18 protein-coding genes, 1 rRNA gene and 1 pseudogene are annotated in these 24,603 nt (G+C 67.5%); 9 read left to right on the forward strand and 11 right to left on the reverse strand.

What is annotated here, in order from left to right:
- Nucleotides 1-15: 15 nt before the first annotated feature.
- Both tatA and C1927_RS20975 read right to left on the reverse strand, forming a co-directional pair.
- On the reverse strand, nucleotides 16-243 hold the full coding sequence (gene tatA / locus C1927_RS20970) for a Sec-independent protein translocase subunit TatA (protein WP_079224368.1): 228 nt from the start codon (nucleotides 241-243) through the stop codon (nucleotides 16-18).
- Between the two features lie 74 nt (nucleotides 244-317).
- Nucleotides 318-1,202, reverse strand: a complete 885-nt coding sequence (locus C1927_RS20975; RefSeq protein WP_079224369.1) for a YSC84-related protein — start codon at nucleotides 1,200-1,202, stop codon at nucleotides 318-320.
- 165 nt (nucleotides 1,203-1,367) lie between these two features.
- Between C1927_RS20975 and hemH the strand changes: the two genes are divergently transcribed.
- From hemH to C1927_RS20990, 3 genes are all read left to right on the forward strand, one after another.
- On the forward strand, nucleotides 1,368-2,330 hold the full coding sequence (hemH, locus tag C1927_RS20980; RefSeq protein ID WP_108747707.1) for a ferrochelatase: 963 nt from the start codon (nucleotides 1,368-1,370) through the stop codon (nucleotides 2,328-2,330).
- Nucleotides 2,327-3,172, forward strand: a complete 846-nt coding sequence (locus C1927_RS20985; protein ID WP_108747708.1) for an alpha/beta hydrolase — start codon at nucleotides 2,327-2,329, stop codon at nucleotides 3,170-3,172. The genes hemH and C1927_RS20985 overlap by 4 nt, the downstream gene beginning before the upstream one ends.
- A 310-nt stretch (nucleotides 3,173-3,482) precedes the next feature.
- The gene (locus C1927_RS20990; RefSeq protein ID WP_079224374.1) at nucleotides 3,483-5,585 is read left to right on the forward strand and encodes a methyl-accepting chemotaxis protein; all 2,103 of its coding nucleotides are present in this window, start codon (nucleotides 3,483-3,485) and stop codon (nucleotides 5,583-5,585) included.
- 328 nt (nucleotides 5,586-5,913) lie between these two features.
- Here the strand turns inward: C1927_RS20990 and rrf are convergent.
- A 5S ribosomal RNA gene (rrf, locus tag C1927_RS20995) occupies nucleotides 5,914-6,026 on the reverse strand.
- 17 nt (nucleotides 6,027-6,043) lie between these two features.
- Here rrf and C1927_RS21000 point away from each other — a divergent pair.
- The 4 genes from C1927_RS21000 to C1927_RS21015 all read left to right on the forward strand — a co-directional run bounded on the left by C1927_RS21000 (nucleotide 6,044) and on the right by C1927_RS21015 (nucleotide 11,281).
- On the forward strand, nucleotides 6,044-7,729 hold the full coding sequence (locus C1927_RS21000) for a phospholipase D-like domain-containing protein (protein WP_254051516.1): 1,686 nt from the start codon (nucleotides 6,044-6,046) through the stop codon (nucleotides 7,727-7,729).
- Nucleotides 7,726-9,279, forward strand: a complete 1,554-nt coding sequence (locus C1927_RS21510) for a hypothetical protein (protein ID WP_152027063.1) — start codon at nucleotides 7,726-7,728, stop codon at nucleotides 9,277-9,279. Before C1927_RS21000 ends, C1927_RS21510 begins: the two co-directional genes overlap by 4 nt.
- 83 nt (nucleotides 9,280-9,362) lie before the next feature.
- Nucleotides 9,363-9,500: a hypothetical protein gene (locus tag C1927_RS21010; RefSeq protein ID WP_159095403.1), complete on the forward strand. Its 138-nt coding sequence runs from the start codon at nucleotides 9,363-9,365 to the stop codon at nucleotides 9,498-9,500.
- 593 nt (nucleotides 9,501-10,093) lie between these two features.
- The gene (locus tag C1927_RS21015; protein ID WP_108747711.1) at nucleotides 10,094-11,281 is read left to right on the forward strand and encodes a benzoate/H(+) symporter BenE family transporter; all 1,188 of its coding nucleotides are present in this window, start codon (nucleotides 10,094-10,096) and stop codon (nucleotides 11,279-11,281) included.
- A gap of 6 nt (nucleotides 11,282-11,287) precedes the next feature.
- On the opposite strand, the gene C1927_RS21020 is transcribed toward C1927_RS21015, so the two are convergent.
- The 4 genes from C1927_RS21020 to egtB all read right to left on the reverse strand — a co-directional run bounded on the left by C1927_RS21020 (nucleotide 11,288) and on the right by egtB (nucleotide 16,246).
- Nucleotides 11,288-11,533, reverse strand: a complete 246-nt coding sequence (locus C1927_RS21020) for a DUF4339 domain-containing protein (protein ID WP_159095404.1) — start codon at nucleotides 11,531-11,533, stop codon at nucleotides 11,288-11,290.
- A 214-nt stretch (nucleotides 11,534-11,747) separates the two neighbouring features.
- Nucleotides 11,748-13,862, reverse strand: coding sequence for a lytic murein transglycosylase (locus C1927_RS21025; protein WP_108747900.1), 2,115 nt, complete (start codon nucleotides 13,860-13,862; stop codon nucleotides 11,748-11,750).
- Between the two features lie 129 nt (nucleotides 13,863-13,991).
- Nucleotides 13,992-14,978 (reverse strand): L-histidine N(alpha)-methyltransferase, encoded by a 987-nt coding sequence (egtD, locus tag C1927_RS21030; protein WP_079224380.1) that lies wholly within the window; start codon nucleotides 14,976-14,978, stop codon nucleotides 13,992-13,994.
- Nucleotides 14,975-16,246: an ergothioneine biosynthesis protein EgtB gene (gene egtB, locus C1927_RS21035; RefSeq protein ID WP_108747713.1), complete on the reverse strand. Its 1,272-nt coding sequence runs from the start codon at nucleotides 16,244-16,246 to the stop codon at nucleotides 14,975-14,977. Before egtB ends, egtD begins: the two co-directional genes overlap by 4 nt.
- Nucleotides 16,247-16,388: 142 nt before the next feature.
- Between egtB and C1927_RS21040 the strand changes: the two genes are divergently transcribed.
- Nucleotides 16,389-17,669, forward strand: coding sequence for a GGDEF domain-containing protein (locus tag C1927_RS21040; RefSeq protein WP_108747714.1), 1,281 nt, complete (start codon nucleotides 16,389-16,391; stop codon nucleotides 17,667-17,669).
- A gap of 3 nt (nucleotides 17,670-17,672) precedes the next feature.
- Here C1927_RS21040 and C1927_RS21045 read toward each other — a convergent pair whose 3' ends face one another.
- The gene (locus C1927_RS21045) at nucleotides 17,673-18,065 is read right to left on the reverse strand and encodes a YchJ family protein (protein ID WP_108747901.1); all 393 of its coding nucleotides are present in this window, start codon (nucleotides 18,063-18,065) and stop codon (nucleotides 17,673-17,675) included.
- Nucleotides 18,066-18,146: 81 nt separating this feature from the next.
- Between C1927_RS21045 and C1927_RS21050 the strand changes: the two genes are divergently transcribed.
- Nucleotides 18,147-18,926, forward strand: coding sequence for a sulfite exporter TauE/SafE family protein (locus C1927_RS21050; protein ID WP_108747902.1), 780 nt, complete (start codon nucleotides 18,147-18,149; stop codon nucleotides 18,924-18,926).
- 54 nt (nucleotides 18,927-18,980) lie between these two features.
- Here the strand turns inward: C1927_RS21050 and C1927_RS21055 are convergent, their stop codons facing one another.
- From C1927_RS21055 to C1927_RS21065, 3 genes and pseudogenes are all read right to left on the reverse strand, one after another.
- Nucleotides 18,981-22,361, reverse strand: a complete 3,381-nt coding sequence (locus C1927_RS21055) for an ATP-binding protein (protein ID WP_079224387.1) — start codon at nucleotides 22,359-22,361, stop codon at nucleotides 18,981-18,983.
- Nucleotides 22,362-22,377: 16 nt separating this feature from the next.
- A pseudogene (locus C1927_RS21060) lies at nucleotides 22,378-22,965 on the reverse strand (DUF4194 domain-containing protein); the annotation flags it as partial.
- 100 nt (nucleotides 22,966-23,065) lie between these two features.
- On the reverse strand, nucleotides 23,066-24,535 hold the full coding sequence (locus C1927_RS21065; protein ID WP_079224391.1) for a DUF3375 domain-containing protein: 1,470 nt from the start codon (nucleotides 24,533-24,535) through the stop codon (nucleotides 23,066-23,068).
- Between the last annotated feature and the right edge of the window lie 68 nt (nucleotides 24,536-24,603).

The following is a 24,603-nucleotide window of genomic DNA, read 5'->3' on the forward strand; positions in this document are numbered from 1 at the left end:
CGCAACCGCTCCGGATCAACGCGAGTTGCGGTCGTGCTCGTCCTGCGCGGTGCGCGAGGCGTCCTGGCTGCGCGACTCGTCGCCCAGCTGCGCCGACGGCTTGTCGTCGTCGCGCATGCCCTTCTTGAATTCCTTCACCGCCGAGCCGAGATCCTTGGCGCCACTGGTCAGCCGCTTGGTGCCGAACACCAACAGAACCACGGCCAGGACAATCAACCAATGCCAGATGCTCAAACCGCCCATAAAGACGCTCGTTACGTAGTGATCAGGCTGTCGAGCATAGCGCACCGGCTGTAAGCCGGCGCGCGTGACGAAAGTCAGTTGCCGCCCAGCGTCTCGGTACGGATCTCACCGTCGCCGACCGGCTGGAAACCCTGCTGCTGCGGCGGCGGGGTCTGCGGCATGTTCTGCAGCGGCGCGGTGGTCGCTTCGGCCGGGGCCGGGACCGGTGCCTGAACAGGCGCCTGGACCGGCGGCGGCGGGGCGCTGGCCGTGCTGCCGTTGCCGGTGCGGTTGTTGCGGGCGGCGTAGGTCGCCTCTTCCAGGCGGTCACGGAAGGCGACCACGTCCATCGACGGCGCACCGGCGGCTCGCCCTTCGAAGATCATCCGCGGCGTGGTATTGCTGCCGTAGGCATCGAGGTTGGCGGCATCGTCGATCTGCAGGACCGCGCCATCCAGGGCGACGCCGGCGAACAGGCCGCGGGCACGCGACCACGACCAGATCTCGGCCTTCAGCTGGCCATCGGTGGCGGCGGCGGCGTTGCGGCCCACCGGACCGGCGGCCACGCCGGCATCGGCGCCCAGGGTGAACTTGCCGTTGACCAGATTGTCCAGGCTGCGGTCGTTGCGGAACACCAGCACCACGTCGGAGGACTGCACGCCGGCCTGGAAGCCGATGCTGCCGCCGGTGAGCTTGATGAACACCGGGTTCGACCACGCGCCATTGGGCATGCGAACCGACATCAGGCCGTGGCCGCGGCGACCGCCGATGACCAGACCAGCCTTGATCGTGTCGGGAATGACGATGACCGCGCGGCCTTCGTCGAGCAATTTGTCCGGAATGCCCTGCTCGGGAATTTCCTGGATTTCAGCCAGCACACGCACCGCGTTGCGGGCGCGCTGGTCTTCCTGCGGTCCGGCCATGGCCTGGCTGGACAGCAGGCTGGCGGCGATCAGCAGGGCTTGGATCGGGCGACGCATGGCGGGCTCCAGAAGTCAGTCCATAGGAAGATATAGCAAGTGACTGAAATTAGTAGCGTTGTCATGAATATCCAATGAGCGCGGCCCATTCGGATAAACCCCCTGCATCGATACGATCCAAACCCTGCATCCCGGCGCGGCGTCGGATCGGCGACAATATCGACCATGCTCGACGCACCCGATACCGCCGTGCTGGCGGTCAACCTAGGCACGCCCGAGACGCCGACGGCTCCCGCCGTACGCCGTTACCTGGCTGAATTCCTGTCCGACCCCCGCGTGGTCTCGATTCCGGCGCTGCTCTGGCAGCCGTTGCTGCGCGGGCTGATCCTGCCGTTGCGCAGCGGCCGTTCAGCGGCGAAGTACGCCCTGGTGTGGCTGCCGGAAGGCTCGCCGCTGATGGTGCATACCCGCCGCCTGGCCGAAGCCATGCAGGCGCTGCTGCCCAATCTGCGGGTGCGCCATGCCATGCGCTACGGCGCGCCCGCGCTCACCGCCGAGCTCGACCGCCTGGCCACCGAAGGCGTGCGCCGCATCGTCGTGCTGCCGCTGTACCCGCAGTATTCGACCACCACCACCGCGTCGATCGAAGACCGCGTCGATGCGTGGCAGCGCCGCCATCCCGGCATCACCATCAGCCTGGTGCAGGATTACTCGATCGACCCGGACTGGGTCGCCGCCGTCGCCGGCTCCATCCAGCGCTACTGGCAGCAGCACGGCCGTGGCCAGAAGCTGGTGTTCTCCTTCCACGGCATCCCCCAGCGGTTGGCCGATGCCGGCGATCCATACCCGCAGCGCTGCGAAGCCAGCGCGCAGGCCATCGCCAAGGCACTGGGCCTGGCCGCCGACGAATGGCAGCTCGGTTACCAGTCGCGCTTCGGCCGCGAACGCTGGTTGCAGCCCTACGCCGAGCCCAGCCTGTGGGCACTGGCCGAGGCCGGGGTGAAAAAGATCGACGTGGTCTGCCCCGGTTTTGCCACCGACTGCCTGGAAACACTGGAAGAAGTGGCGATGGGCTTCACCGAGACGCTGGCCGAGCGCGGCGCGCAGATGCGCTATATCCCGTGCCTGAATGCCGAGCCCGAACACGCCCGCGCCCTGGCACGCCTGGCCGTGGCATCGCTGGCATGAGCCTGCAACCGTTCGCGATGGACATCGCCGGTGCGCGCGTGGCCGGCCTGCGCGGTGGCCACGCCGGCGGTACCCGCGTGCTGGCCTTGCATGGCTGGTTGGACAACGCCGCCAGCTTCGTGCCGCTGGCCCCGCGCCTGCCCGATCTGGACCTGGTGGCCATCGACCTGCCTGGCCACGGCCACAGCGCACACCTGCCGGCGGGCGCGGTCTACACCACGCCGGCAGCGATCACCCACGTGCTCGATGTCGCCGACGCGCTGGGCTGGGACCGCTTCACCTTGATGGGCCATTCGATGGGTGCCGGCATCGCCAGCCTCACCGCAGCGGTCAGTGACCGGGTTGAGCGGCTGATCGCCATCGAAGCACTGGGCGGCCTGCGCGGGCCGGAAGAAGAAACCGCCGACCGCCTGCGCGAGCATGTGACGGCCACCCGCGCCCTGGCCCGGAAGCAGCTGCGGGTATTCCCCGAACTGGCCGCGCCGATCCGCGCGCGGATGATGACCAACCAGCTCAGCGAGGGCTGTGCCCGCCTGCTGGTCGAGCGCGGCGTCGAGCCGGTCGAAGGCGGCTATCGCTGGTGCAGCGACCCGCGGCTGATGCTGCCCACCGCCATCCGCCTCAGCGAAGGGCAGATCGACAACCTGCTGCAGGCCATCGCCTGCCCCACCCAGGTCATCTACGCCACGCCGGCACAGTCCTACTATCCCGAGCCGGGTCGCAGCCAGCGCCTGCAGCACCTGCGCGATGGCCGCCTGGCCGTGTTCCCGGGCAACCACCACCTGCACATGGAACAGCCGGCGCAGATCGCCGAGGTCATCAACGGCTTCCTCGCCAGTTGATGGCGATGCTCCAACGCAACGGCGGCTGAGCGGGGACGGCCGCGCGCGCTTCACTCCACGCGCGCACGGCCGATAGAACAGTTGCGGGCCCCTGCGCCCGCTGTACGCGGGCCCGGTCGGGCCTGCGGCTGTTCGTGGTCCTGCAAGGAAGCCCGCATGCCTGTCTGTCCGCACCGCCGCCCACAGGACGTGGCCCCGGCGCCTGCCATCCGCACCTTTTCCCCCTGCGCAATCCTGGCCCTGCCATCGCCACGCCCTCGTGCGTGCCGGTACGCGGGGCCGTTGCCGTTCGTTGATCCAGGAGTCGTCGATGTCCGTTGCATCCCCCCGCCCGCCCGACCAGGGCCGCCTTCCCTACCTGCAGCAACTGGCACGGCGTGGTGACCGCCGCCTGCTGCTGGGCAGCGCTGCCATGGCCCTGCTTGGGCTTGGCGCTGCATTGAGTGGCCACGGCGGCCTGGCCGGCGTGCTGGCGGCGACCGTGGTGGCGCCCGCCGCGTGGCTGGGCGGCCCGCACGCAGGCAGGGCGCTGGCCCGCAATGGGCTGGCCGTCATCGTTGCCACGCAGCTGGCCTTGCTCTGCCACCTCGGTGGTCTCAACCCGGCCTTGCCGATCGGCCTGCTGCTGGCCGCGCTGCTCGCCCATCGTGATCGCCCGCCGCTGTGGCTCGCCGGCGCGGTCGGGGTGATCGTCCTGCTGCTGCCGCTGCTGCAGGGCGCGGCGATACTGCCGGCCGTGCTGCACGCCACAGCGCTGGCCGCGCTGGCCATCGTGCTCGGGCAGACCGCAGCACGCCTGCGCCAGCAGAGCGAAGCGCTCGGCCATGGCCCGAAGCGACTGGCTGCGCTGGCGCGCGCCATCGCCACCGGCGCCGATCTGTCCGCGCACAGCAACGTGCAGGATTACGCCGCAGGTTCGCTCGCCCATGCACTGGCCGACACCGCCCGCCACGTGCAGGCGCAGCGGGAGCGGCAGGCACAGGCGCATGCGGACAACGCGCAGATCCGCCAGGCACTGGATGTCTCGCGCACGGCGATGATGATCGCCGACAACGACCACGTGATCCGCTACGTGAACCGTTCGGTGGTGGCCCTGCTGCGCAACCAGCAGGCGACGCTGCGCCAGGCCTTCCCCGATTTCGATGCCGAGCAGCTGGTCGGCAGCAGCATCCATCGTTTCCACGCCAACCCCGAGCGCATCCGCGCCATCCTCAACGGCCTGCAGGTCACCCACAACGGCAAGATCCAGATCGGGCCGGTGCATTTCGCCCAGGTCGTCACCCCGGTGTTCGATGTCCAGGGCACCCGGCTCGGCTTTGCCGTGGAATGGCATGACCGCACCCATGAGCTGACGCTGGAAAACGCCGTGGCCGGCATCGTTGCGGCCGCGGCCGCCGGCGACCTCGAACAGCGCCTGCAGGCCAGCGAGGGGGCCAGCTTCCTGGATGGCCTGACCGGTGGCATCAACCAGTTGATGGCCACGGTGGGTGGCACGGTCGAAGAGGTTCGACAGATGCTGGCCGCACTGGCCCGCGGTGAGCTGGACCGCCGCATGGAAGGCGAGTACCACGGCGCCTTCGCCGCCATCCAGCGCGATGCCAACGCCACCGCGACCCAGCTGGCGCGCATGGTCGGTCGCATCCAGCGCAGTGCCGGTGCCATCCGCGGCGCCGCCAGCGAGATCGCGGCCGGCAACGATGCCCTGTCCGAGCGCAGCGAGCGCCAGGCCGCGCACCTGCAGGAAACCGCGGCGTCGATGGAGGAATTGACTGCCACCGTGCGGCAGAACGCCAGCCATGCGCGCCAGGCCAGTGATCTGGCCGCGACCACACAGGACGCGGCGAACGACGGCAACCAGGCGATGCAGCGGGTGGTCGACACCATGCAGGCCATCGAGGCGGCGTCGCGGCGCATCGGTGACATCACCGGCGTGATTGATGGCATCGCCTTCCAGACGAACATCCTGGCCCTCAACGCCGCCGTCGAAGCTGCCCGCGCAGGGGAGCAGGGACGTGGCTTCGCCGTGGTGGCCAGTGAGGTCCGCGTGCTGGCCCAGCGCTCGGCGGCGGCCGCGCAGGAGATCAAGAAACTGATCGACGAAGCCGGCCGTGAAGTGGGAGCCGGCGCGCAGCTGGTGGCCGATGCCGGGCAGCGCATGCAGGGCATCGTCGGCGGCGTGCAGAGCGTGAGTGCGTTGATGCAGGAGATTTCCGCTGCTTCGCAGGAGCAGTCCAGCGGCATCGAGCAGATCAACCAGACGGTCGTGCAGATGGACCAGGCGACGCAGCAGAACGCGGCCCTGGTGGAGGAAGCCACTGCCGCCGCACGCGAACTGCAGGTACAGGCGGGCACGTTGAGTGAAGCGGTGGCGGTGTTCCGCCAGCAGGAAACGCGGGACGTGGCGCTGGCCTGAGGCCGGGCAGTTGCGATGGGCGGGTGCCAACCCTGGTTGGCACCTTGCTTTCCACGGACGCGGTTGCCGTGCCTGTGCCTGTGCCGGCCAACGGCCGGCACTACCGCGTTGCGTGGATCTACATGGGGCCACCCCATCCACGCGCCGGTGCTCTGGTAGATGCCAACCTTGGTTGGCACCGCCGTTCCTGCAGGCGCGGACGCCGCGCCTGTGCCGGCCAGCGGCCGGCACTACCGGTGTTGCTCCGTGCAGTTCATGGGTGCGGCGTGATCAATCACGCGCAAAGAAAAAACCCCGCTGCGTGAGCAGCGGGGTTTTTGGGTATAAACCCTGGCGATGACCTACTCTCGCATGGCTTGAGCCACACTACCATCGGCGCAGCTGCGTTTCACTTCCGAGTTCGGGATGGGATCGGGTGGTTCCACAGCGCTGATCAGTGGCTGCAGTCCATGGGCGGCATGCAGGAACTGTTTGGCGACCTGACCCGACCGGGCAAGGCCGGGAATGTCAGCGTGCAGATCGTGCGATCTTCGGGTACGGCACTGCACGCCCTGGAGAAGAAGGGGTGCAAGGAGCTCGGCCTGAAGCTGGATGATGCCAGTTGCCTGCAACCCTACTGGGAGCGCGACCAGCCGATGCATTCCATCCTTGATGCGATGGTCAACTGCATCGCCTCGGCCAGTGCCTTCGTCTACCTGGAGACGCAGTTCCTGATTTCCGACTGCGGATGGTCCGACGCCGGGCCAGGAAGTGCGGTGGAGACCGCGATCAAGGGGGGCGAGCGCCGGGAAATGACCGAGGCCGAGAAGAAAAAGGCAGGCTACGTCGACAAGGGCGTGGGCATGAGTGGTCCTCTTGGAAAGGCCGGCGTGGTCCAGAACATGGTCGCGCGGAAGCAGGGCGTGAAGTCAGCGGCCAGCAACCCCTTGGTGGCGGCCATCGCCGCGCGCATCCGCCGCGCCATCGTGGCCAGGCAGGGGTTCCACGTCTACATCACGTTGCCCGTGCATCCGGAGGGCAGCCTGTTCGATGGTGCCGTGCTGAAGCAGCAGTACTGGGTGCAGCAGACGCTGCTGCGCGGCGACGACAGCCTCATCCGCCGCATCTGCCGTTCGCTGATCGCACGCGACAAGGACATCCGCGAGGTGAGCGTGGAAGAGGCCGACCTGCAGGCGGAGGTGAAGGCAGGTCGGTGGAAGGAGTACCTGTCGGTAATGAACCTGAGAAGTTACGGGGTGCTTGCTGACACCAACCACAAGAACCACTACGCGCCGCATACGATCGGCGCGGACCAGGCCACCCCCTTGTATGTGGTGACCGAGCAGTGTTACGTACACTCCAAGCTGCTGATCGTGGACGACGCCGTGGCCATCATTGGAAGTGCGAACTGCAACGACCGCAGCCTGCTGGGCACGGGCGATACCGAGATCGCCGCGGTGATCGTGGATGGTGCGGCCCAGTCGCTGGACCTGGGTAATGGCGTAAAGGTGATAACCCGGAAGTTTGCGCGGGATCTGCGGATGAATCTTTGGAAGAAGTTCCTGGGGCAGGCGATTCAAGAGCTGTCAGAGAAAAAGAAGAAACCATACTCTGCAGCTGGAGCTGCGGGGGCGTATCTGCCTTGGTTCCATAAGGTAGATCCAGTTCCGCAGATCGAACAGCCGGCAAGCGCCAGAACTTGGCGGGAGATTAGGAAGATTGCTGACGCTAATTCGGATGCCTATCAGCATGTCTTCACCAATGTCCCACGCGATTCGTTCCCCCGCTATGATTCCGTGTTCCATGGGTTTCCCGCAGCAGGCCTGAGTGACAAGGGACACGTCAAGCGCATGTTGTATGCGCAGCCCCCTGTCCTGCAGCCAGACTTCATGCAGGAGCCCAGTGTTGAGAACGACTATGTGACCAGTGCCGTCGGTCGGCATGATGTGCGCAAGGCGACTGACTTCCTCAAAGGCGAGCCAGGACGTCCTCGAATTAAGGGCTTTTGGGTCACCATGCCGCTGCTTTGGGGGAGCAGCATGGACGATCCGGCTGCCACGATGCCGAGCGAGATCATTGCAGCCCTGCCTGTTCAGGTGGATAGGTCAAGTGAATTGGCATACTCGATTCGACATGCTGCCTCGAGTCAAGGAGAAAAGGTGTGAGTGAGTATTTGCTGCTGAAAGCGCTGATTGCGGTGAGTGCTCTGTGCGCCGTGCAAGCTGTGCATGCAGGTTGCAGCTCAATAAATGAAGAAGATGGTCGCTTTCAGGGCAACGGCATGGTGGTCAAGTTTACGCCAAGGTTGGTTGGTGGAGGGGATGCAGTAGGCGCCAGCCTCAGTCGCGCGAACGAGGTGGCACCTTACATAAGAATCAGGACCGGTCCTGATCTGGCTAAATTGAATAATGAGCCATTCGACTCGGATGGTGGTTCGGTCTACTATTTGGAAAATACTGGCCAAGGACAGCGGATCTGCCGTGCTGAGGAATGGAGACGGCGGGAGTCCAAGCTGATTGGTGAAGCGCCTCCCCAAAGGCTGCATCCTGCAGTCAAGTTGCTGTATCCGTACTTTGAACTGCAAAATGCGTACGAGCTTGATTACGATGCGTCGGGTCAGTTGACATCGATTCAACAGACCGGCACGTCGAGCCGTAAGGTCACAACTTTCTGTGCGCTCTACGACAAGAATGGTCGCGTAGAGGTGGCAAATGAGATTTCTGGGCGGATCGTCTCGGAGGATCCACATTTTCAGTGCTCGGATCTTCGAGATAAGCCAGTAAGTGTAGATACAAGATACTTTTCTTATCGGGCTGATGGATTCTTGGCTTTGGACATGATCAAGAAGGCTACACGCAAGCTTGGGGGGAGCGCAGAGCAAGAGGAGGTCGACTTCGGAACCGAGGCAACTGATGGGGCCTGGTACGCGCAGGGGGATTTTTTCTTTAATGGTGCCAGCTTCCACCACCGCATTGGTGCCTCTTTTCAGATGAGCGATAAGCGTGGGCTTACTGGCATACAGAGTGGATCCTTTGCCATTGCTTCATCCGACGCGACGCCCGTCTTTGAGCAACGCAGTCGGGATGAAGGTAGGGAGTTGAACTACACCTTCCCTGGAGAGCGTGTATCGCCAGATGTGCTGAAGGGGCAATTTGACGGCGTAACCGCATATGCGCGTGTTCGTGAGTATCTCCACCGCACCGGACAGCGCATTTTCGAGATTTTTGCTCCGGGCGCAAAGCACCCTCGGGAACGCCAGTGGCGCACGCTGGATCTGAATCGGCAGGAAAACTACGACGCAAAGGGCAAACTCACGCGCGTGATTCTGTCCGGCCCTGTCTCTGGTGACGCCTACACCGAAAACCTGCGCGCCTACGCAGAAAAGGGCGTTTTGAAGCTTACGCCTCTCACCAGCGGCTACAGCTCCTACCGCGTGTACGACTATGACGCCACCGGCAAGGAGTCACTCTCGTTCGTCTGCTGGCGCTACGAAGTCTCGACCAACAAGCCCTACGCCCATTTCCCCTGGTGGGAGTCCGACCCCCGCCCCAAGCGTAGTCGTGAAGCCGAACTGCAGTACGGCAGGACGCAGGTGGGCACGCGGTGCGGCACTCCTGACGGCAAGATGATTGTGGAGGGCATGGGCCCGGTGAAGAAGCTGATGGAAACCAAGTACGGCTTTGGGACGACCAAGCTGGGGTTGCCGGGCGAGTAGGGCGAGTCTTCTATCCCGACCTCGTGCCGGGCGCCGGCCTGTCGGAGCAGACCACGCTGGCGCGCGGGATGGAACTGACGCCCTTGAGCGATCAGTGGCTGCAGTCCATGGGCGGCATGCAGGAACTGTTTGGCGACCTGACCCGACCGGGCAAGGCCGGGAATGTCAGCGTGCAGATCGTGCGATCTTCGGGTACGGCACTGCACGCCCTGGCGAATTGATGCTGGCAACGTATCGCTTGCTTTAAAACAATTAATAGTTGCTTGATCAAACGTCTGCAAGATGGACAATCATCCTTCCTGCAGGCGCCTTCACAAGATACCTGCGCATACTTTCAAAGATCTTGGGAAGTGGCCTCAGCGCCGTTCCCGTGTGCTGCGAAGTTTCCTTCGTAGCGAGCCGCCCATTATAGCCGGCTTTTCCGCTTCGTCAACACCTTTTTCAAGGCCGTCTCACCGGAGTGGACGTTGTTGCCGATGCTGCTTCGTCGTTGGACCCAAAGGTCTTTCGTCGTTGCGAGCCGCCTATTATGCCGGACTTTTTGAGTCCGTCAACACCTTCGTTCGATCATCTCGTTCGCCGGTGTGGCGTCGCTGTTGGCGGATCACTTCCGAGGAAGTTGCCACGCCGCAGCAAGGGAGCGAATTCTAGAGATCCTGCAGGATTCGTCAACACTTTTTTTCAGGAAGATGACAAAGACGTCGCCTGCGCCATGCATAGCGTGCGTGCCGGCATCACTGCGGCGTTGCCCGCGCGTTGCGCGGTCAACGCCGCAAGCGCTATGTATGTACGGATGCATACAGACGAGACAGCGATGGGCACGCAGGTTCGACAGGTGTGGTGGCGCGATCTTTCGGTGCCGGCGATCGTGGCCGGCTTCATTACGGTGCTGGTGGGCTTCGCCAGTTCGGCGGTGATCGTGTTTCAGGCCGCGCAGGCCGTCGGCGCCAACCAGGCGCAGATCGCTTCATGGATGTGGGCGCTCGGCCTGGGCATGGGCGTGACCTGTATCGGCCTGTCGCTGCGCTACCGCGTGCCGGTGGTCACCGCGTGGTCGACCCCCGGCGCGGCGATGCTGGTGGTCGGCGCCGGTGGCGCTTCGCTGTCCGAAGCCACCGGCGCGTTCCTGCTCGCTGCGGTGCTGGGCATGATTGCCGGCTTCTCGGGCATCTTCGCCCGCCTGATGCAGCGGGTACCGATGGCGCTGGCCGCCGGCATGCTGGCGGGCGTGCTGCTGCGCTTCGGCCTGGACGTGTTCGTGGCGATGAACACCCAGGTGGTGCTCGCCCTGGCAATGTTCGCCACCTGGCTGGCCGGCCGCCGCCTGTTCCCGCGCTATGCGGTGATCGCCACCCTGCTGGTCGGCATCATCATCGCCGCCAGCCGCGGCCTGCTGCATGCGCAGGACCTGCACTTGCAGCTGGCCACCCCGCACTGGGTCACACCCTCGCTGTCGTGGCAGGCGGTGGCCGGCATCGCCCTGCCCCTGTTCGTGGTCACCATGGCTTCGCAGAACATCCCCGGAGTGGCGGTGATGCGCGCCTCCGGCTACAGCGCGCCCATTTCGCCGGTGATCGGCTGGATCGGCGTGGTCAACACGCTGCTGGCCCCCTTCGGCGCCTACGCCTTGAACCTGGCGGCGATCACCGCGGCGATCTGCATGGGCCGCGATGCCCATGAGGACCCCGCGCGCCGGTACACCGCAGCGATGGCGGCCGGCGCCTTCTATATCGTGATCGGCCTGTTCGGGGCGACCGTGGCCGCCCTGTTCGCGGCCTTCCCCAAGGAACTGGTCGCCTGCGTGGCCGGCATCGCCCTGTTCGGCACCATCGGCAACAGCCTGGCCAGCGCCCTGGCCGTGGAGCGCGACCGCGAGGCCGCGCTGGTCACCTTCCTGGTCACCGCCTCCGGGGTATCACTGGCCGGCATCGGCTCGGCATTCTGGGGGCTGGTGGCAGGTTCGCTGTGCCTGCTGGTACTGCGGCCACGCACATCGGGTTGAGACGGTTCAGACCGCCATGAGCGCACCCGCCATGTCGATTTCGGCAAAAGGCCGCCAGCCGGAATCGCCCTCGCGCTGCAGCAACGTTTCCGGCGTGATGGTCCGCTTTTCCAGCAGGTGCCGAAGTTCGGCCAGCGTGCATGGCCCGTGGTGGCTGCCGCCATCGGTGTAGTGCCACCGCCCTTCTTCCATGAAGCCTCTCCTTGTTCCTGCCGCACCGGGCACCCTTGCACCGCCGTCGTGACGGTGCAAGGGATGCTTGCCGAGTGCTGCAGGCCAGTCCAGGCCAATAGCGTCACTGCTGTCGATCCGGCCTGGAAAAGCCCATGGCCTGGTCCTTTCCCGGGCCGGATGAGGGTGTCCGGGCGGCATCCGGGGACTCAGGCCGGCTGCGTTCCGTGCAGATTGCGACTAGTACCCGGTGCCATGACGGGCCCGCGGTCAAAAGCAGTCGGCCTGGCGCCGGCTACAGAGGCGATGCCGAGATCACCTGCACCAGCACATGGCGGCCGCCCGGGGCGACGGTGACCACATCGGGACCGGCATTGGCCGCCTCCAGGCAGACGTAGTCGCGCCAGCCATCGCCGACATCGGCCATCTTCGCTGCGGCTTCAGCACCGGGGTTCCACGCCACCAGCGCGCGGCTGCCTTCGGTATGCAGCTCGATGCGGCGCTTCAGCACCGGGTCGCGCAGCACGTAGCGGCCACCGGCCGGGCTGTAGATACGGTCGCTGCGGCCCGGGTCGCGCGGGTCGCGCAGCGACCACGGCCCCTGCTGGCGGCGGGTCTGGGCGTAGTTCTCGTACTTGTCCTGGTAGGTCACCCCGTCCACGCCGTCCACCTCGACGCGGGTGGCGTCGCCGACGCGGAAGTAGTTGTGCAGGGCCTGGGTGAAGGTGGCCGGTGCAGTACCGGTGTTCTCGGTGACCAGCTGCTGGCGCAGTTCGCGGCCCACCCGCACGGTCATCGTCAGGCGCAGGCCGAGATCCTGCAGCGCCGGCGGCGCCAGGGTCAGCTCGATGCTGCCATCGTCGAGGCGGCGCGCCTGCTGCAGTTCCCACGGCAGGGTGCGGACGAAACCATGCGCCGGCACATCATTGCCCTGGCCTTGGCGGCCGAAGTACGGCCAGCACACCGGGCTGCCGCCACGGATCGGGGTCGGCAGCTCGGCACGCTTGGGCGAAAGCCACATCACATCGGGCTGGCCCTTGGGCACGAAGGACAGCAGCTGGCCGCCGAACACGCTGATGGCGGCGGTGGCCTCGGGGGTTTCCACCAGCCAGGCATCGAGTCCCTGGAACTGGCCGCTGCTGACACCCTGGATCTGTTGCACGGTGGATCGACTCCGTATGGCCGGCGACTGCGCGGCACTGTAGTTGGCGGGAAGGCTGAAACGGGTGGGCGTGGCCGGCGTGCGCGGCTCGGCCTGCAGCGCGCGCAGGATGCGCTGGCCGGGGCGGCCATCGGCATCGGGCCAGCCCAGGCGACGCTGCTCGACCTGGATCGCGCGCCGGCTGGCGTTGCCGATCATGCCATCGGCGCTGCCGATATCGTGGCCGCGGGCCAGCAGCAGGGTCTGCAGCTGGCGGCGCTCGTCGCGGCCCAGGCCGGGATCATCGGTGGGCCAGGCCGTGGCCAGCCCATTGCCGCCACGCAGCCGGTCAGCCAGGGTGGCGATGGCCAGTGCGTAGCTTTCGGCGGCGTTGTAGCTGTAGATCGCATCGTAGTTGCGGAACACCAGCAGCGCCGGGCCCTTGCTGCCGGCCGGCAGCAGCAGGGCCGCGCGGGCATCGGCCGGCAGCCCCGGCGGCGCGAGGGCGCTGCCATCCAGGCCAGTGACGCCCAGTGCGCGCCAGTCCGCCAGCGCACGACGCTGGGTGCGCCCGGTCTGCGCCGTCTTGAAACCCTCGGGAACACGCACTTCCATGCCCCACGGTTCGCCGCTGCGCCAACCGGCACGCTTGAGATAGTTGGCAGTGGAGGCCAGTGCATCCGGAATGCTGCCGACCAGATCGCGGCGGCCGTCGCCATCGCCGTCGACGGCGATGCGCGCGTAGGTGCTGGGCATGAACTGGGTGTGGCCGAAGGCGCCGGCCCAGGAACCGGTGAGCCCCTGCGCCTGCAGGTCGCCCTGCTCGATCAGCTTGATGAGCGCCAGCAGTTCGCCACGGAAGAAGGGCTGGCGCCGGCCGGCACAGGACAGCGTGGCCAGCGACTGCAGCAGCGGTCGCTTGCCGAACACGCGGCCGTAGTCGCTCTCCACGCCCCATACGGCGACGATGGTGGCCGGATCGACGCCGTACTGCGCTGATACGCGCTGCAGCAGGTCGCGGTGCTGCTGCAGCATCGCGCGGCCGTCATCCACCCGCGGGCGATCGACCAGCGCGGCCAGGTAATCCCAGATGGGCGTGGTGAATTCAGGCTGCGCGTCCAGCAGTGGCAGCACGCTGGGGTCGGGCTGCAGGCCGGCAGTGATCGCGGTGAAGCGATCGGCGGCCACGCCCTTCTTGGCGGCCGTGGCCTGCAGCTGCGTCATGCAGCGGGCGAACGCCGGATCAGCGGCGGGCGTCGTTGGCGCCATCGACGGCGCGGCCAGCGCGGCGGCCAGGCCGAGCGTGGTCATCAAGGGCATGGCGTCCTCCGTGTTGCCGGTGCTGGGGCCATGTTAGCGCGGGCGGACGGCCTGGCAGCCGACCGGCATGGCCAGGCGCTAGCGATGCGGAGCGGAGGCGCGCAGCAGGCGCAGGCCGTAGGCGGGGTCGGACGCGTCCCAGTGGGCGACGGTTTCCAGGCCGGCCTGCTGCAGCAGGTGGTTGAAGCTGGCCTCGGTGTACTTGTGGCTGTACTCGACCCGGATCGGCTCGCCGGCCTGGAAGTGGAAGGTCTGCCCGTCCAGGTGCACGTCCTGTTCGCGCTGGCTGACCAGATCGGTTTCGATGCGCAGGCGCGCGGTGCTGTAGCGGGCCTGGTGGCGGAAGCCATCGAGATCGAAATCGCTGCCTACTTCGCGGTTGAGGCGGGCCAGCAGGTTGAGGGTGAAAGCGGCGGTGATGCCGTCGGCATCGTTGTAGGCGGCCTCGATCAGCGCCGGGTCCTTGTGCAGGTCGATGCCGACCAGCGCCAGGCCGTCATCGCCCATCGTCTGGCGCATCGCACGCAGCAGGGCGATCGCTTCGTCGCCCGCGAAGTTGCCCAGGGTGGAGCCGGGGAAGAACAGCAGGCGCCGCGCCGCCGGGCGTTCCGGCGTGGGGACCTGCACCGGGCGAGTGAAATCGGCGCAGACCGGCAGCATCTCCACCTGCGGCAGGGCCGGGGCCAGGTGATCGATGCTGGAGAGCAGCGCGGCGCGCGAGATTTCGATGGGGGTGTAGGCCACCGGGTCCTGCAGGGCGGCCAGCAGGCGCGCGGTCTTGCGCCCACTGCCGCTGCCCAGTTCGACCACGTGGGCATGCGCGCCGACGGCGCGGGCGATCTCCGGCAGCACCCGGTCAAGCAGCGCCAGTTCGGTGCGCGTGGGGTAGTACTCGGGGGTGTGGGTGATCTGCTCGAACAGGCGCGAGCCGCGTGCATCGTAGAAATACTTGGACGGCAGCTGGCGCGCGGCGCGCGAAAGGCCGGCCACGGCGTCGGCCAGGATCTGCTGGCGGCCGGGGGTGAGGTCGGTCAGCGCCTGCAGCGCGTCCTGCACGGTACTCATGGAAGATCCCTCGCCAGGCGCACGCCGGAGAACTGCCAGCGGGCCGGTGGATTGAAGAAGTTGCGGTAACTGCTGCGTACGTGGCCGCGCGGGGTGGCGCAGCTGCCGCCGCGCAACACCCACTGGCCACACATGAACTTGCCGTTGTATTCGCCCAGATTGCCGCCGAACGGCTGGAAACCGGGATAGGCGCCATAGGCGCTGGAGGTCCATTCCCAGACATCGCCGAACAGCTGGCGCAGGCCCGTGCCCTGCCCTGCATGCGGATGCAGCTGGTCGTCGTCGGCGAAGTGGCCGCTGGGCGGCTGCGTGGCGGCGGCGGCTTCCCATTCGAACTCGGTCGGCAGCCGCGCTTCGTGCCAGCGCGCACAGGCATCGGCTTCGTAATAGCTGAGGTGGCAGACCGGCGCATGCGGATCGAGATCGCGCCAGCCACCCAGGGTGTACTCACGCTGCAGGTCGTCGTGCCAGTACAGCGGGTGCTGCCAGCCTTCGGCTTCGCACAGCGCCCAGCCTTCGCTGAGCCACCAGCGCGGCTCGCGGTAGCCGCCGGCATCGACGAAGGCGCGGTACTCGCTGTTGCTGAGCGGGCGCTCGGCGAGGGCGTGCGCGGGCAGCAACACGCGGTGCGGCGGCGATTCGTTGTCATAGGCGAAGGCCGCCTGCTGCGGCCAGCGCGCTGCGCCGACGGTGACGATGCGCTCGTCCTGCGCCCTCCAGCCCAGCGCGCTGGGCACGCTGGCGATCGCCGCGAGGTCTTCGCGATAGGGCGGTTGCAGCGGGTTGCACCACAGCGCGTGCTTGATGTCGGTCAGCAGCAGCTCCTGGTGCTGCTGTTCGTGCTGCAGGCCCAGCTGCAGGTGCTGCAGCGCTTCTTCACCGAGATCACCGTCGGCCAGGCGCGCCAGCACCTGCTCGTCCACGTGCCGGCGATAGTCGCGCACCTGCTGCAGCGAGGGCCGCGACAGCAGGCCACGGCGTGGCCGTGCATGGGCGGGACCCAGGCTTTTGTAGTAACTGTTGAACAGGAAATCCCACGCGGGATCCCATGGCTGGTGGCCGCGCACGCTGGCCAGCACGAAGCGTTCGAAGAACCAGGTGGTGTGGGCCAGGTGCCATTTGGCCGGGCTGGCATCGTCCATGCTCTGCAGCATCGCGTCTTCGGCGCTGAGCGGTGCGGCCAGTTGCTGGCTGCGTCCGCGCACATGGGCGAAGTGGCTGGCGAGTTCACGCTGCGGGGCAGCGACGGCGAGGGTTGCGCTGTCCATGGGCCCAGCTTCGGCTGCGGCGGGTGAGCGCGATGTCATCGCACAGGGCCGGCGCATTCACATCGCGCCCATTCAAGAACCCCGCAGCGACGCCGCTAACGCCAGTGCTGCGGCCGTGTAGTGACCGCGCTGGAATGACCGCTTGTCCCATCATCCGCTCCGCCAGCCTGCGCATTACCTGTTCGTGCTGCCTGCCCTGCTGGTCGCGCTGGTGCTGTGGACCACGCTGGGTAACGAAGATGTCGGCCGGACCGGCCAGCGCGTGCTGCCGTGGTTGCTGGCCTGCCTGGGTTCGGGGCTGGCGCTGATGTACAACCAGGTGCGCACGCTGTGCCTGCTGCTGCTGGTGGCTGCCGTGTTCACGGTGCTGCACCCCGACCTGGCCCACTACCTGCGCCTGGGCTACATCAGCCCGCTGACGCCGCTGCGCTTCCATGCCGTGTCCAGCTGGTTGCCGCTGCTGTTCGCCGCCCACGCGCTGTGGCCTGAGCGCGGCCGGCGCCGCCAGGACCTGCTGCTGCGCGGGATCGGCAGCGGCGCCCTGCTGGCCATCTTCATCCTGCTGGCCGTGCAGCAGCCACAGGGCATGCATAACCTGCTGTCGAACCGGCATTTCGCCTGGATTCCCAGTGACTGGAATGCGCTGGCGCAGCTGCCGGCGCTGCTGTTCCTGCTGGCCACCGCCGCGCTGGGCTGGCAGGCCTGGCAGCGCCCGCGCCCGCTGCACACGGCCATGCTGCTGGCGCTGCTGTCCCTTTGGTGGATGCTGCCGCGCATCTTCCTGCAGCCGGCGCTGCTGCCGGCACTGAGCGTGGCGGCGCTGCTGCTGATGCTCGGCGCGACCCTGCAGGAGTCCTTCCACATGGCGTTCCGCGATGAACTGACCGGGCTGCCCGGGCGGCGGGCCTTCAACGAGACCCTGCAGCGTGCCGCCGGCACCTACAGCATCGCCATGGTGGACGTGGACCACTTCAAGAAGTTCAACGACACCCACGGCCACGACACCGGCGATGACGTGCTGAAGCTGGTGGCCTCGCGCCTGGCGCGGGTGGGCGATGGCGGCCGCGCGTTCCGCTACGGCGGCGAGGAGTTCGCGGTGGTGTTCCTGGACCGGCCGGCGCCGGCCTGCGTGGATGCGGTGGAGGCGCTGCGGCAGAACATCGAGGACAGCCGCATGCAGCTGCGCGACCGCAGCACGCGCAGCCGGGACGATGCGGCCGGGCAGCAGCAGCGCGGGCGTGGCGGCACGGGCCAGGTGGTGCAGGTGACGGTGAGCATCGGCCTGGCCGACAGCCGCGTGGATGCGCGGCCGTCCGGGGTGGTCAAGGCAGCCGACCAGGCGCTGTATGCGGCCAAGGAAGAAGGCCGCAACCGGGTCTGCGCGCACGGCGGCCAGCGCGTGCTGGCTGTGCGCGGTGGCTGAGGCTCAGACGGCGTCGAGGTAGTACCAGCGGCCGTCGATGCGCAGGAAGCGGCTGTGCTCGGTCATCCGCACTGCACTGCCACCGCCGATGCGGTAACGGGCGGTGAAGCGGACCTCGGCGCTGTCCGGGCCGGTGACGCTGTGTTCGTTCACGGTCAGGCCCAGCCAATGGGTGCGCTGGCCCGGCGCCTCGTCCAGCGAGAGTTCGGCCGGGCGCGTATCCGGGTGCCAGGTCAGGCGCAGGTAATCAGCCAACTGCCGCACGTAGGCGCTGTAGCGCGAGCGCATCAGGCGTTCGGCATCCGGCGCGGCTTCGCCGGCGTGGTAGCGGCCGCAGCAGGCGGCGTAGTCGGCGGGCAGGCCGCAGGGACAGGGATCGGCAGGGGTGCGGGTCATGCCGCCATTGTCGCGCGGGACGCCCCCGGCATCCATCGATGATAGGCGTATGCTGTCGCGCCCCCACTTTGGTTGATTGCCGTGCTGGAACTGGTTCCCCCCGAGTTGTGGTGGTTGGTGGTGATCGCCTTCATCGCTGGCCTGGTCGATGCGGCGGTGGGCGGCGGCGGGCTGGTGCAGTTGCCGGGCCTGTTCACGGTGTTGCCGCAGCAGACGCCGGCGATGTTGTTCGGCACCAACAAGTTCAGTTCGATGTTCGGCACCGGCGCGGCTGCCTGGCGCTATGCGCGCAACGTGCGCTTCCCGTGGAAACCGGTGCTGTTCGCCGCCGGTACGGCCTTCATCTTCTCCTTCGCCGGTGCCACGGCGGTCAGCCTGCTGCCCAAGGACGCGGTGCGGCCACTGGTGCTGGTGCTGCTGGTGGCGATGCTGGGCTACACGCTGTGGAAGAAGGATTTCGGCGCGCTGCACCGGCCGCAGGAGATCGGCCGCCGCGAGCTGGCGATCGCCCTTGCCATCGGTGCGGCCATCGGCTTCTACGATGGCTTCTTCGGGCCGGGCACCGGCAGTTTCCTGATCTTCCTGTTCGTGCGCTTCTTCGGCCTGGATTTCCTGCGCGCCTCGGCGGCGTCGAAGGTGGTGAACCTGGCGACGAACGTGGCAGCGATCTCGTTCTTCATCCCGACCGGCAACATCCTGTGGCTGTTCGCACTGCCGATGGCGGCGGCCAACATCATCGGCTCGGTGGTGGGCACGCGGCTGGCGCTGAAGGGCGGCACGCCGTTCATCCGCAAGCTGTTCGTGGGGCTGGTGGTGGTGCTGATCGCCCGGATGGCGTGGGATACGTTCCGCGGGGCGTGAGGGCGAAGTGCCGCCGGGCATGGCCCGGCGCTACCAGGGTGGCCGCCGAGGCGCTCAGGCCTCGGCTTCTTCCGGTTCGCTGGCCTGCTGGCGGCTGCGTTCGGGCAGCTTCAGGCGCTTGCCTTCTTCGTCGTACTCGATGAGCAGGACGCCCGAATCGTGGCGGCCGCTGATCTCGACGAAGCAGGCGCCACCGATGAACGGCTCCAGCGTCATCACCGACTTCAGCGGGGTGGCCACCACCATCTGGAAGCCGAAGTTGTCGAAGATGTTCATCGCCAGCGCGGTGAACTCGTTGTCGGCCTTGTCGAAGGCTTCGTCGAGCACGACCGCGGCGTAGCTGGGCAGCTGGCTGTCGGCACCGCCAAGCTGGTAGCGCAGCGCCGCAGCCAGGCAGGTGGTGGCCAGCTTCTGCCGCTGGCCACCGGACTTGCCGGCGCCGCTGCGGTAGATCTCGACCTGCTGGCGCGTTTCCGCATCCAGCTCCACGCCGATGAACTCCACGTGCATGCGCACGTCCAGCACCAGCTCGCGCCAGCGCTTGTCCTCACCTTCCTGCGAGCCGAGGCGGTTGACCAGCTGGCGCAGCACGGTGAACTGCGATTCGGCCAGCTCGCGCTGCTCGGTCTGCTGCTGCGACAGCACTTCGCGCAGCTGCAGGTGGAACTCGCCCACTTCCGGCAGGCGACGGTCGCTCAGCTCGATGGTCAGCAGGGTGCCGCGGTTGAACGGCACCTGTTCCAGGCTGGCGTTGACCTCGTCCAGGCGCTGGCCGATCGACTTGCGGGCCTCGGCGCTGTGGCGCTGCAGGGCCAGCAGGTTGTTCTTGCTCTGGTTCTGCAGCAGGTCGAAGAAGCGCTCTTCGTGCTGCGGCAGGCCGTCGCGTTCCAGGCGCTCGAGGCGGGCGAGGAAATCCTCGGCCGAGGCCACCGACACGGTGAAGTCGCCCGATTCCTCCGGCCACTGCTGGACGAAGCGGCGGAAGCAGCCCAGCAGCAGGTTCTCGACGCGGTTGACGTCCTGCTGCGAGGACGACAGCTGTTCGTTCAGCGCGTTGCTGACCTGGCGCATGTGCGCCTCCAGCGTTTCCAGGCTGAGCGGGCCCTGCTCCTGCAGGCGTTCGGCCAGGCCGGCTTCCTGGTCTTCGGCCAGCGCCGGCAGCACCAGGGCGCGGCTCTGCTGGCGGGCACGGTCCAGGCGGTCGCGTTCGCGCACCAGCTGGCCGCGCTCGACGCGGGTGTCCTCATAGGTGCGGCGGGCCTGTTCGATATCGGCGCGCACCGCGTCGATCTGCTTGGCCAGGCGGGCCAGGTCGGCGTTGCCTTCGCGCAGGTCGCGCAGGGTGGCTTCGATATCGGCCAGGCGCTGCTGCGGTGCGGCCGCGTCGATCTCGTTCCACTGGATGCCGATCAGTTCATGGCAGGCCAGGCGGCGTTCGTTGTCGCGGTCACGCTGGCCGCGCAGGCTGGCGATATCGGTATCGCAGCTGGCGATACGCTTGGCCAGTTCCTGCGCCTCGCGCTCGAACACCACCAGCTTGTCGCGGTTGTTGAAGCCGAGGATCCAGCGGCGGCGGTCGTTCACCGCGCTGCGGTCATCCTTCTCGAAGCGGTCGCCCGGATGCTTGACCTGGCCTTCGCGGGTGATGCCGCGGTCGACGTTGCGCAGCTGCTTGGCATCGACGCACTCGTAGTCGAAGCGCTTGCCCAGCTCGCGGCGCAGCCAGCCTTCGAAGGCGTGGTCGCGCAGTTCCAGCTTGTGCAGCAGCGAACGCGTGGACGGTTCGCGGGCGAACGCATCATCGTTGCGGCGCACGCGGTAGTAGGTGAAACGCATGCCGAGGTGGGTGCGGTTCACCCAGTCAGCCACTTCGTTGTAATGCTTGTCGTCCACCAGCAGCGACTGCGCGAAGCCGCCCAGCACGCGCTCGATCGCGCCCTGCCAGTTCTGCTCCTCGCTGCGCACCTGGATCAGCTCGCCGACGAAGGGCAGCGCGGCTTCGGAAATGCCGGTTTCTTCAGCCAGGCGCGCGCGCAGCTTCTGCATCGGTGCGGGGATGCTGGACGGCGTGCGCTGCATCGCTTCCAGTTCGCCACGCACTTCGCCGAAGCGGCGCTCGTCATCGCGCTTGCCGCCCAGGCGTTCGCTGATCGCATCGTCCAGCGCCGCCGAAGCGCGCTGGCGGTCCTGCAGTTCGTTCTGCGCGCGCTCGACCAGCTCGGCGAACGCGTGTGCGTCTTCGGGCAGTTCAGCCTGCAGGTGGCGCGCGGCGTCGCGGGCCTGCGCCTGCTTGGCCAGGCGGCGGTCGCGCTCGGCTTCGGCGCGGCCCTGCTCGCGTTCCAGCTCCTCGATGCGCTCGCCACCCTGCTGGCGGCGCTGCAGTTCCAGCTCGGCCAGGCGTTCGGTGTGGTTGTCCAGCGCCGCACGGCGCTGGGCTTCTTCGCCCAGCAGGCCACGGTCGCGCACGTCCATCTCGCGCAGGCGCGCTTCGATCAGCAGCTGGCGGCGGCTCTCGCGGAAGCTGTCGATGCCCAGCTTGAGGGTCTCGTCATCGCCGCGCTGGCGATGCATGTGCTTCAGTTCGGTGTAATGCGCGCGCGCCGGCAGCAGGGTTTCGACCTGGCGGCGGGCGGTGACCACCGCCTGGTGCGCGCCGTCGAGTTCGGCGAAGTCGCTGACCAGGCGCTCGGCGGCATCGAAGGTGCGCGGCGTGTCCAGCATGAAATCGCGCAGGAAGACGTTGAGGTCGCCCAGGTTCTTCGCCGACTGCGTCTTGTGCAGCAGGCGCAGCGCCATTTCGTTGTCGATGCCCAGCAGGTGGCGGAAGCGCTCGGCGTAGCCGGAGAAGGTGTCGAAGTGGTGGATGTCGGCCAGCTTCTGCTTCAGCTTGCGCAGGTCCAGGTCGAAGCCGCCCAGGTCCTTGGCGATGTCGAAGGGACGCTCGGCGATCATGTAGTGCTTGCGCACGTCACCGGCCGAGGTGCCGTTGCCGGAGATCCAGAGCAGGCGCACCAGGCACACCACGCGGCCATCGCCGGCGCGGTATTCCAGCACCAGTGCGGTCCAGGTGGCGCCCTTGCGCAGGTACTGGGTGGCGATCTCGCCGGTACCGCTGTCCTGCTGGTCGGCCCAGGCACCGCGCACGTAGGACACCAGGTTGCGGTCGCGGCCACTGCGCTCGGCTTCACGCGCGGCGGCGTTGAAGTCGACGATGGCCGGCGGAGTCAGCAGCGCGGACATGGCATCGAGCAGGGTCGACTTGCCCGAGCCGGAACGGCCGACGAACAGGAAGCCGCGCTCGGCGATCGGCACTTCGGTCAGGCCGTTGAAGGTGCCCCAGTTGTGCACCTGCAGGCGGCGCATGCGGAACTGCTGCAGGCGCGGGTCCGGCAGGCCGTCGTTGAACAGGGCGGGAGTGTGCTTGGAAATGGCCATGCGGTGCTCGGGTCTCTCAGGCTTCTGCAGCCGGGGTTTCGCGCAGCTGGCGGTACACCGCCGAGAGCTGGGACACGTCTTCGGCCGAGAACATCAGCTTCAGCGCCGGCGAGACTTCGTGGCGGTCTTCCTGGCCGCCGAGGCGGGTCAGGATGTGGTTGTCCTTCATCTTCTGCACGGCCGAGGCCACGCGGCGGTTGAAGCCGGCGCGGTCGGTGGACAGGTTCTTCTCGTAGATGGCCAGGGCTTCGGCCATCTCGGCGTCGGCGACGACGGCGCGGTTGCCGCGCGCATCGGCCTCGGCCAGCTGCTGGCGCAGGAACAGCAGCAGCACCGAATCGATGAAGGTCAGCGGCGATGTACGCAGCAGCACCGGGGCATCGACGTCTTCGGTGTCGGCCTGGCGGGTGAACGCCACGCCGCTGTCACGGTCCAGCACCAGTTCCAGGAACAGGTCGGCCAGTGCCGAGCGGATGGCGGCCTCGCTGCGGATCAGCGCGGGCCACAGCTTGGCGTGGCGCAGCTGGTCGATGCTGGGGCCGATCAGCAGCTGGCACAGCGCGCGGCGCGCATCCAGCGGCAGGCGGCCGGTATCGCCCATGTAATAGACGTCGTTGCCGCGGCGCGGCGCTGCAGCCACGGGCGCCGGTTCGGCCTCGTAGGCGTCTTCGACCAGGTCGGGCGCCGCTGCTTCGATGGGATCTTCATGCCAGCTCATGGCGTCTCTCCTGGGTGAACCAAACCAGCGGAATACGTGCGCGGCGCACCTGGCCGTCGCCTCCGCGCCATTGCGCAAGTTCCTGCTCGCCGGCGACCACGTTGCCGAAGCGCGTGCCCAGCGACAGGTAGCCGATGACGCTGCCCAGGCCCTGCGGTGCTTCGCGCTGGGCCAGGGCCTCGGCGATGCTCAGGCGCGGCTGTGCGTCCAGCAGGTCGTGCAGGTCGCGGCGCAGGGTCCGGAAGTCGATTTCCGACGACGCGACCAGGTCGCCCACGCTTTCCAGGCTGATGGCGGCCGCGTCGTTGTATTCGACGTTGCCATCGACCTGGGCGCTGCGCGGGTCGTGCAGCTTCCACTGCGACCACGAGCGCAGGCGGCTGGTGGTCAGCTGCAGGTCGCGGCCGATGCTGCGCTGGGCGGGGAAATCATCGCGCAGGGCCAGGGCTTCGGACTGCGCCTGCTTCAGCAGCTGGTTGAGGCGGCGCTGTTCCAGGTAGCCGCGGCTCTGCACGAAGCCGCGCAGGCTGCGCGCGAAGTTCTGCAGTACGTCGTGCACCTGGCCGCCGCGTTCCAGCATGGTGCTGGTGAAGCCGCGCAGGAAGTTGCGTTCGTTGCGGTCCAGGCGACGGGCGAAGCCGCGCGCGAGCACGGCCTCCAGCGCGGCGTCGAGCTGGGCGCTCTGCTCGGCATCATTGAGCAGGCGCCAGAACGCCTGGAAGCTGCGGCCGGCATCGCTTTCGCCGATGACATCGACACCTTCGAACAGCTGCGACAGCACGTCGCCGCGCTCGCCTTCGTCGTCGATGATGCGTTCGCGGAAATCACGGTTGAGCTGCTCGAAGTCATCGCGCACGCGGCGGAAGTCCTCGGTCAGTTCGTCGGCCAGGCCGATGATCTGGCGGGTGCGTTCCAGCGCGCGCTTGCCGTCCAGGGCCACCACGCGGCCGGCGCCGACGCGGGCGATCTCGGCATCGATGCGGTCGCGCTCGTCGTGCAGCGCGGACAGGCGCGCATCGGGATCGGCTTCGGTCTGCGCGGCCAGGGCCGAGAGCTGCTCGATGACCAGTGCCAGGCGGCTTTCGGTGGCGGCCACGCGGGCCTGCTCCAGGCTGTCGGCGAAGCGGATCGCCTGCAGCGCCGGGGTCGACAGTTCGTACTGCTCCTGGTCGGCGCCTTCGGGCAGGCGGCGTTCCAGCCAGCCCTGGGCCAGCCAGTGGGCGATGTAGGCCTGGGCGGTACGCGGCAGCTCGCGCGACAGTTCGTCGCCGGCCAGCTGGTCCAGCGCGCGTTGCAGGCGCTCGTTCAGCACCGAAGACGGCAACGTGCGCTCGCCGTCCATCAGCAGGCCCTGCAGCAGGCCGATGATTTCCGGGGCGTGGTCGGCGGCAAGCAGCTTCCACTGGGGCTGTTCGCGCAGATGGCGGTAACGGGCAATGCGTTCGCGGTGCTTCATGCAGCGAAAGGATTCATGGACGCTGGCGGCTGCGGGCAGCCATGCACGGCCGCCGCGGGGGCAGCCGT

Origin of the sequence: Stenotrophomonas sp. ZAC14D1_NAIMI4_1 (assembly GCF_003086775.1) — a bacterium.
In the GTDB taxonomy this organism is placed as follows: Bacteria; Pseudomonadota; Gammaproteobacteria; order Xanthomonadales; family Xanthomonadaceae; genus Stenotrophomonas.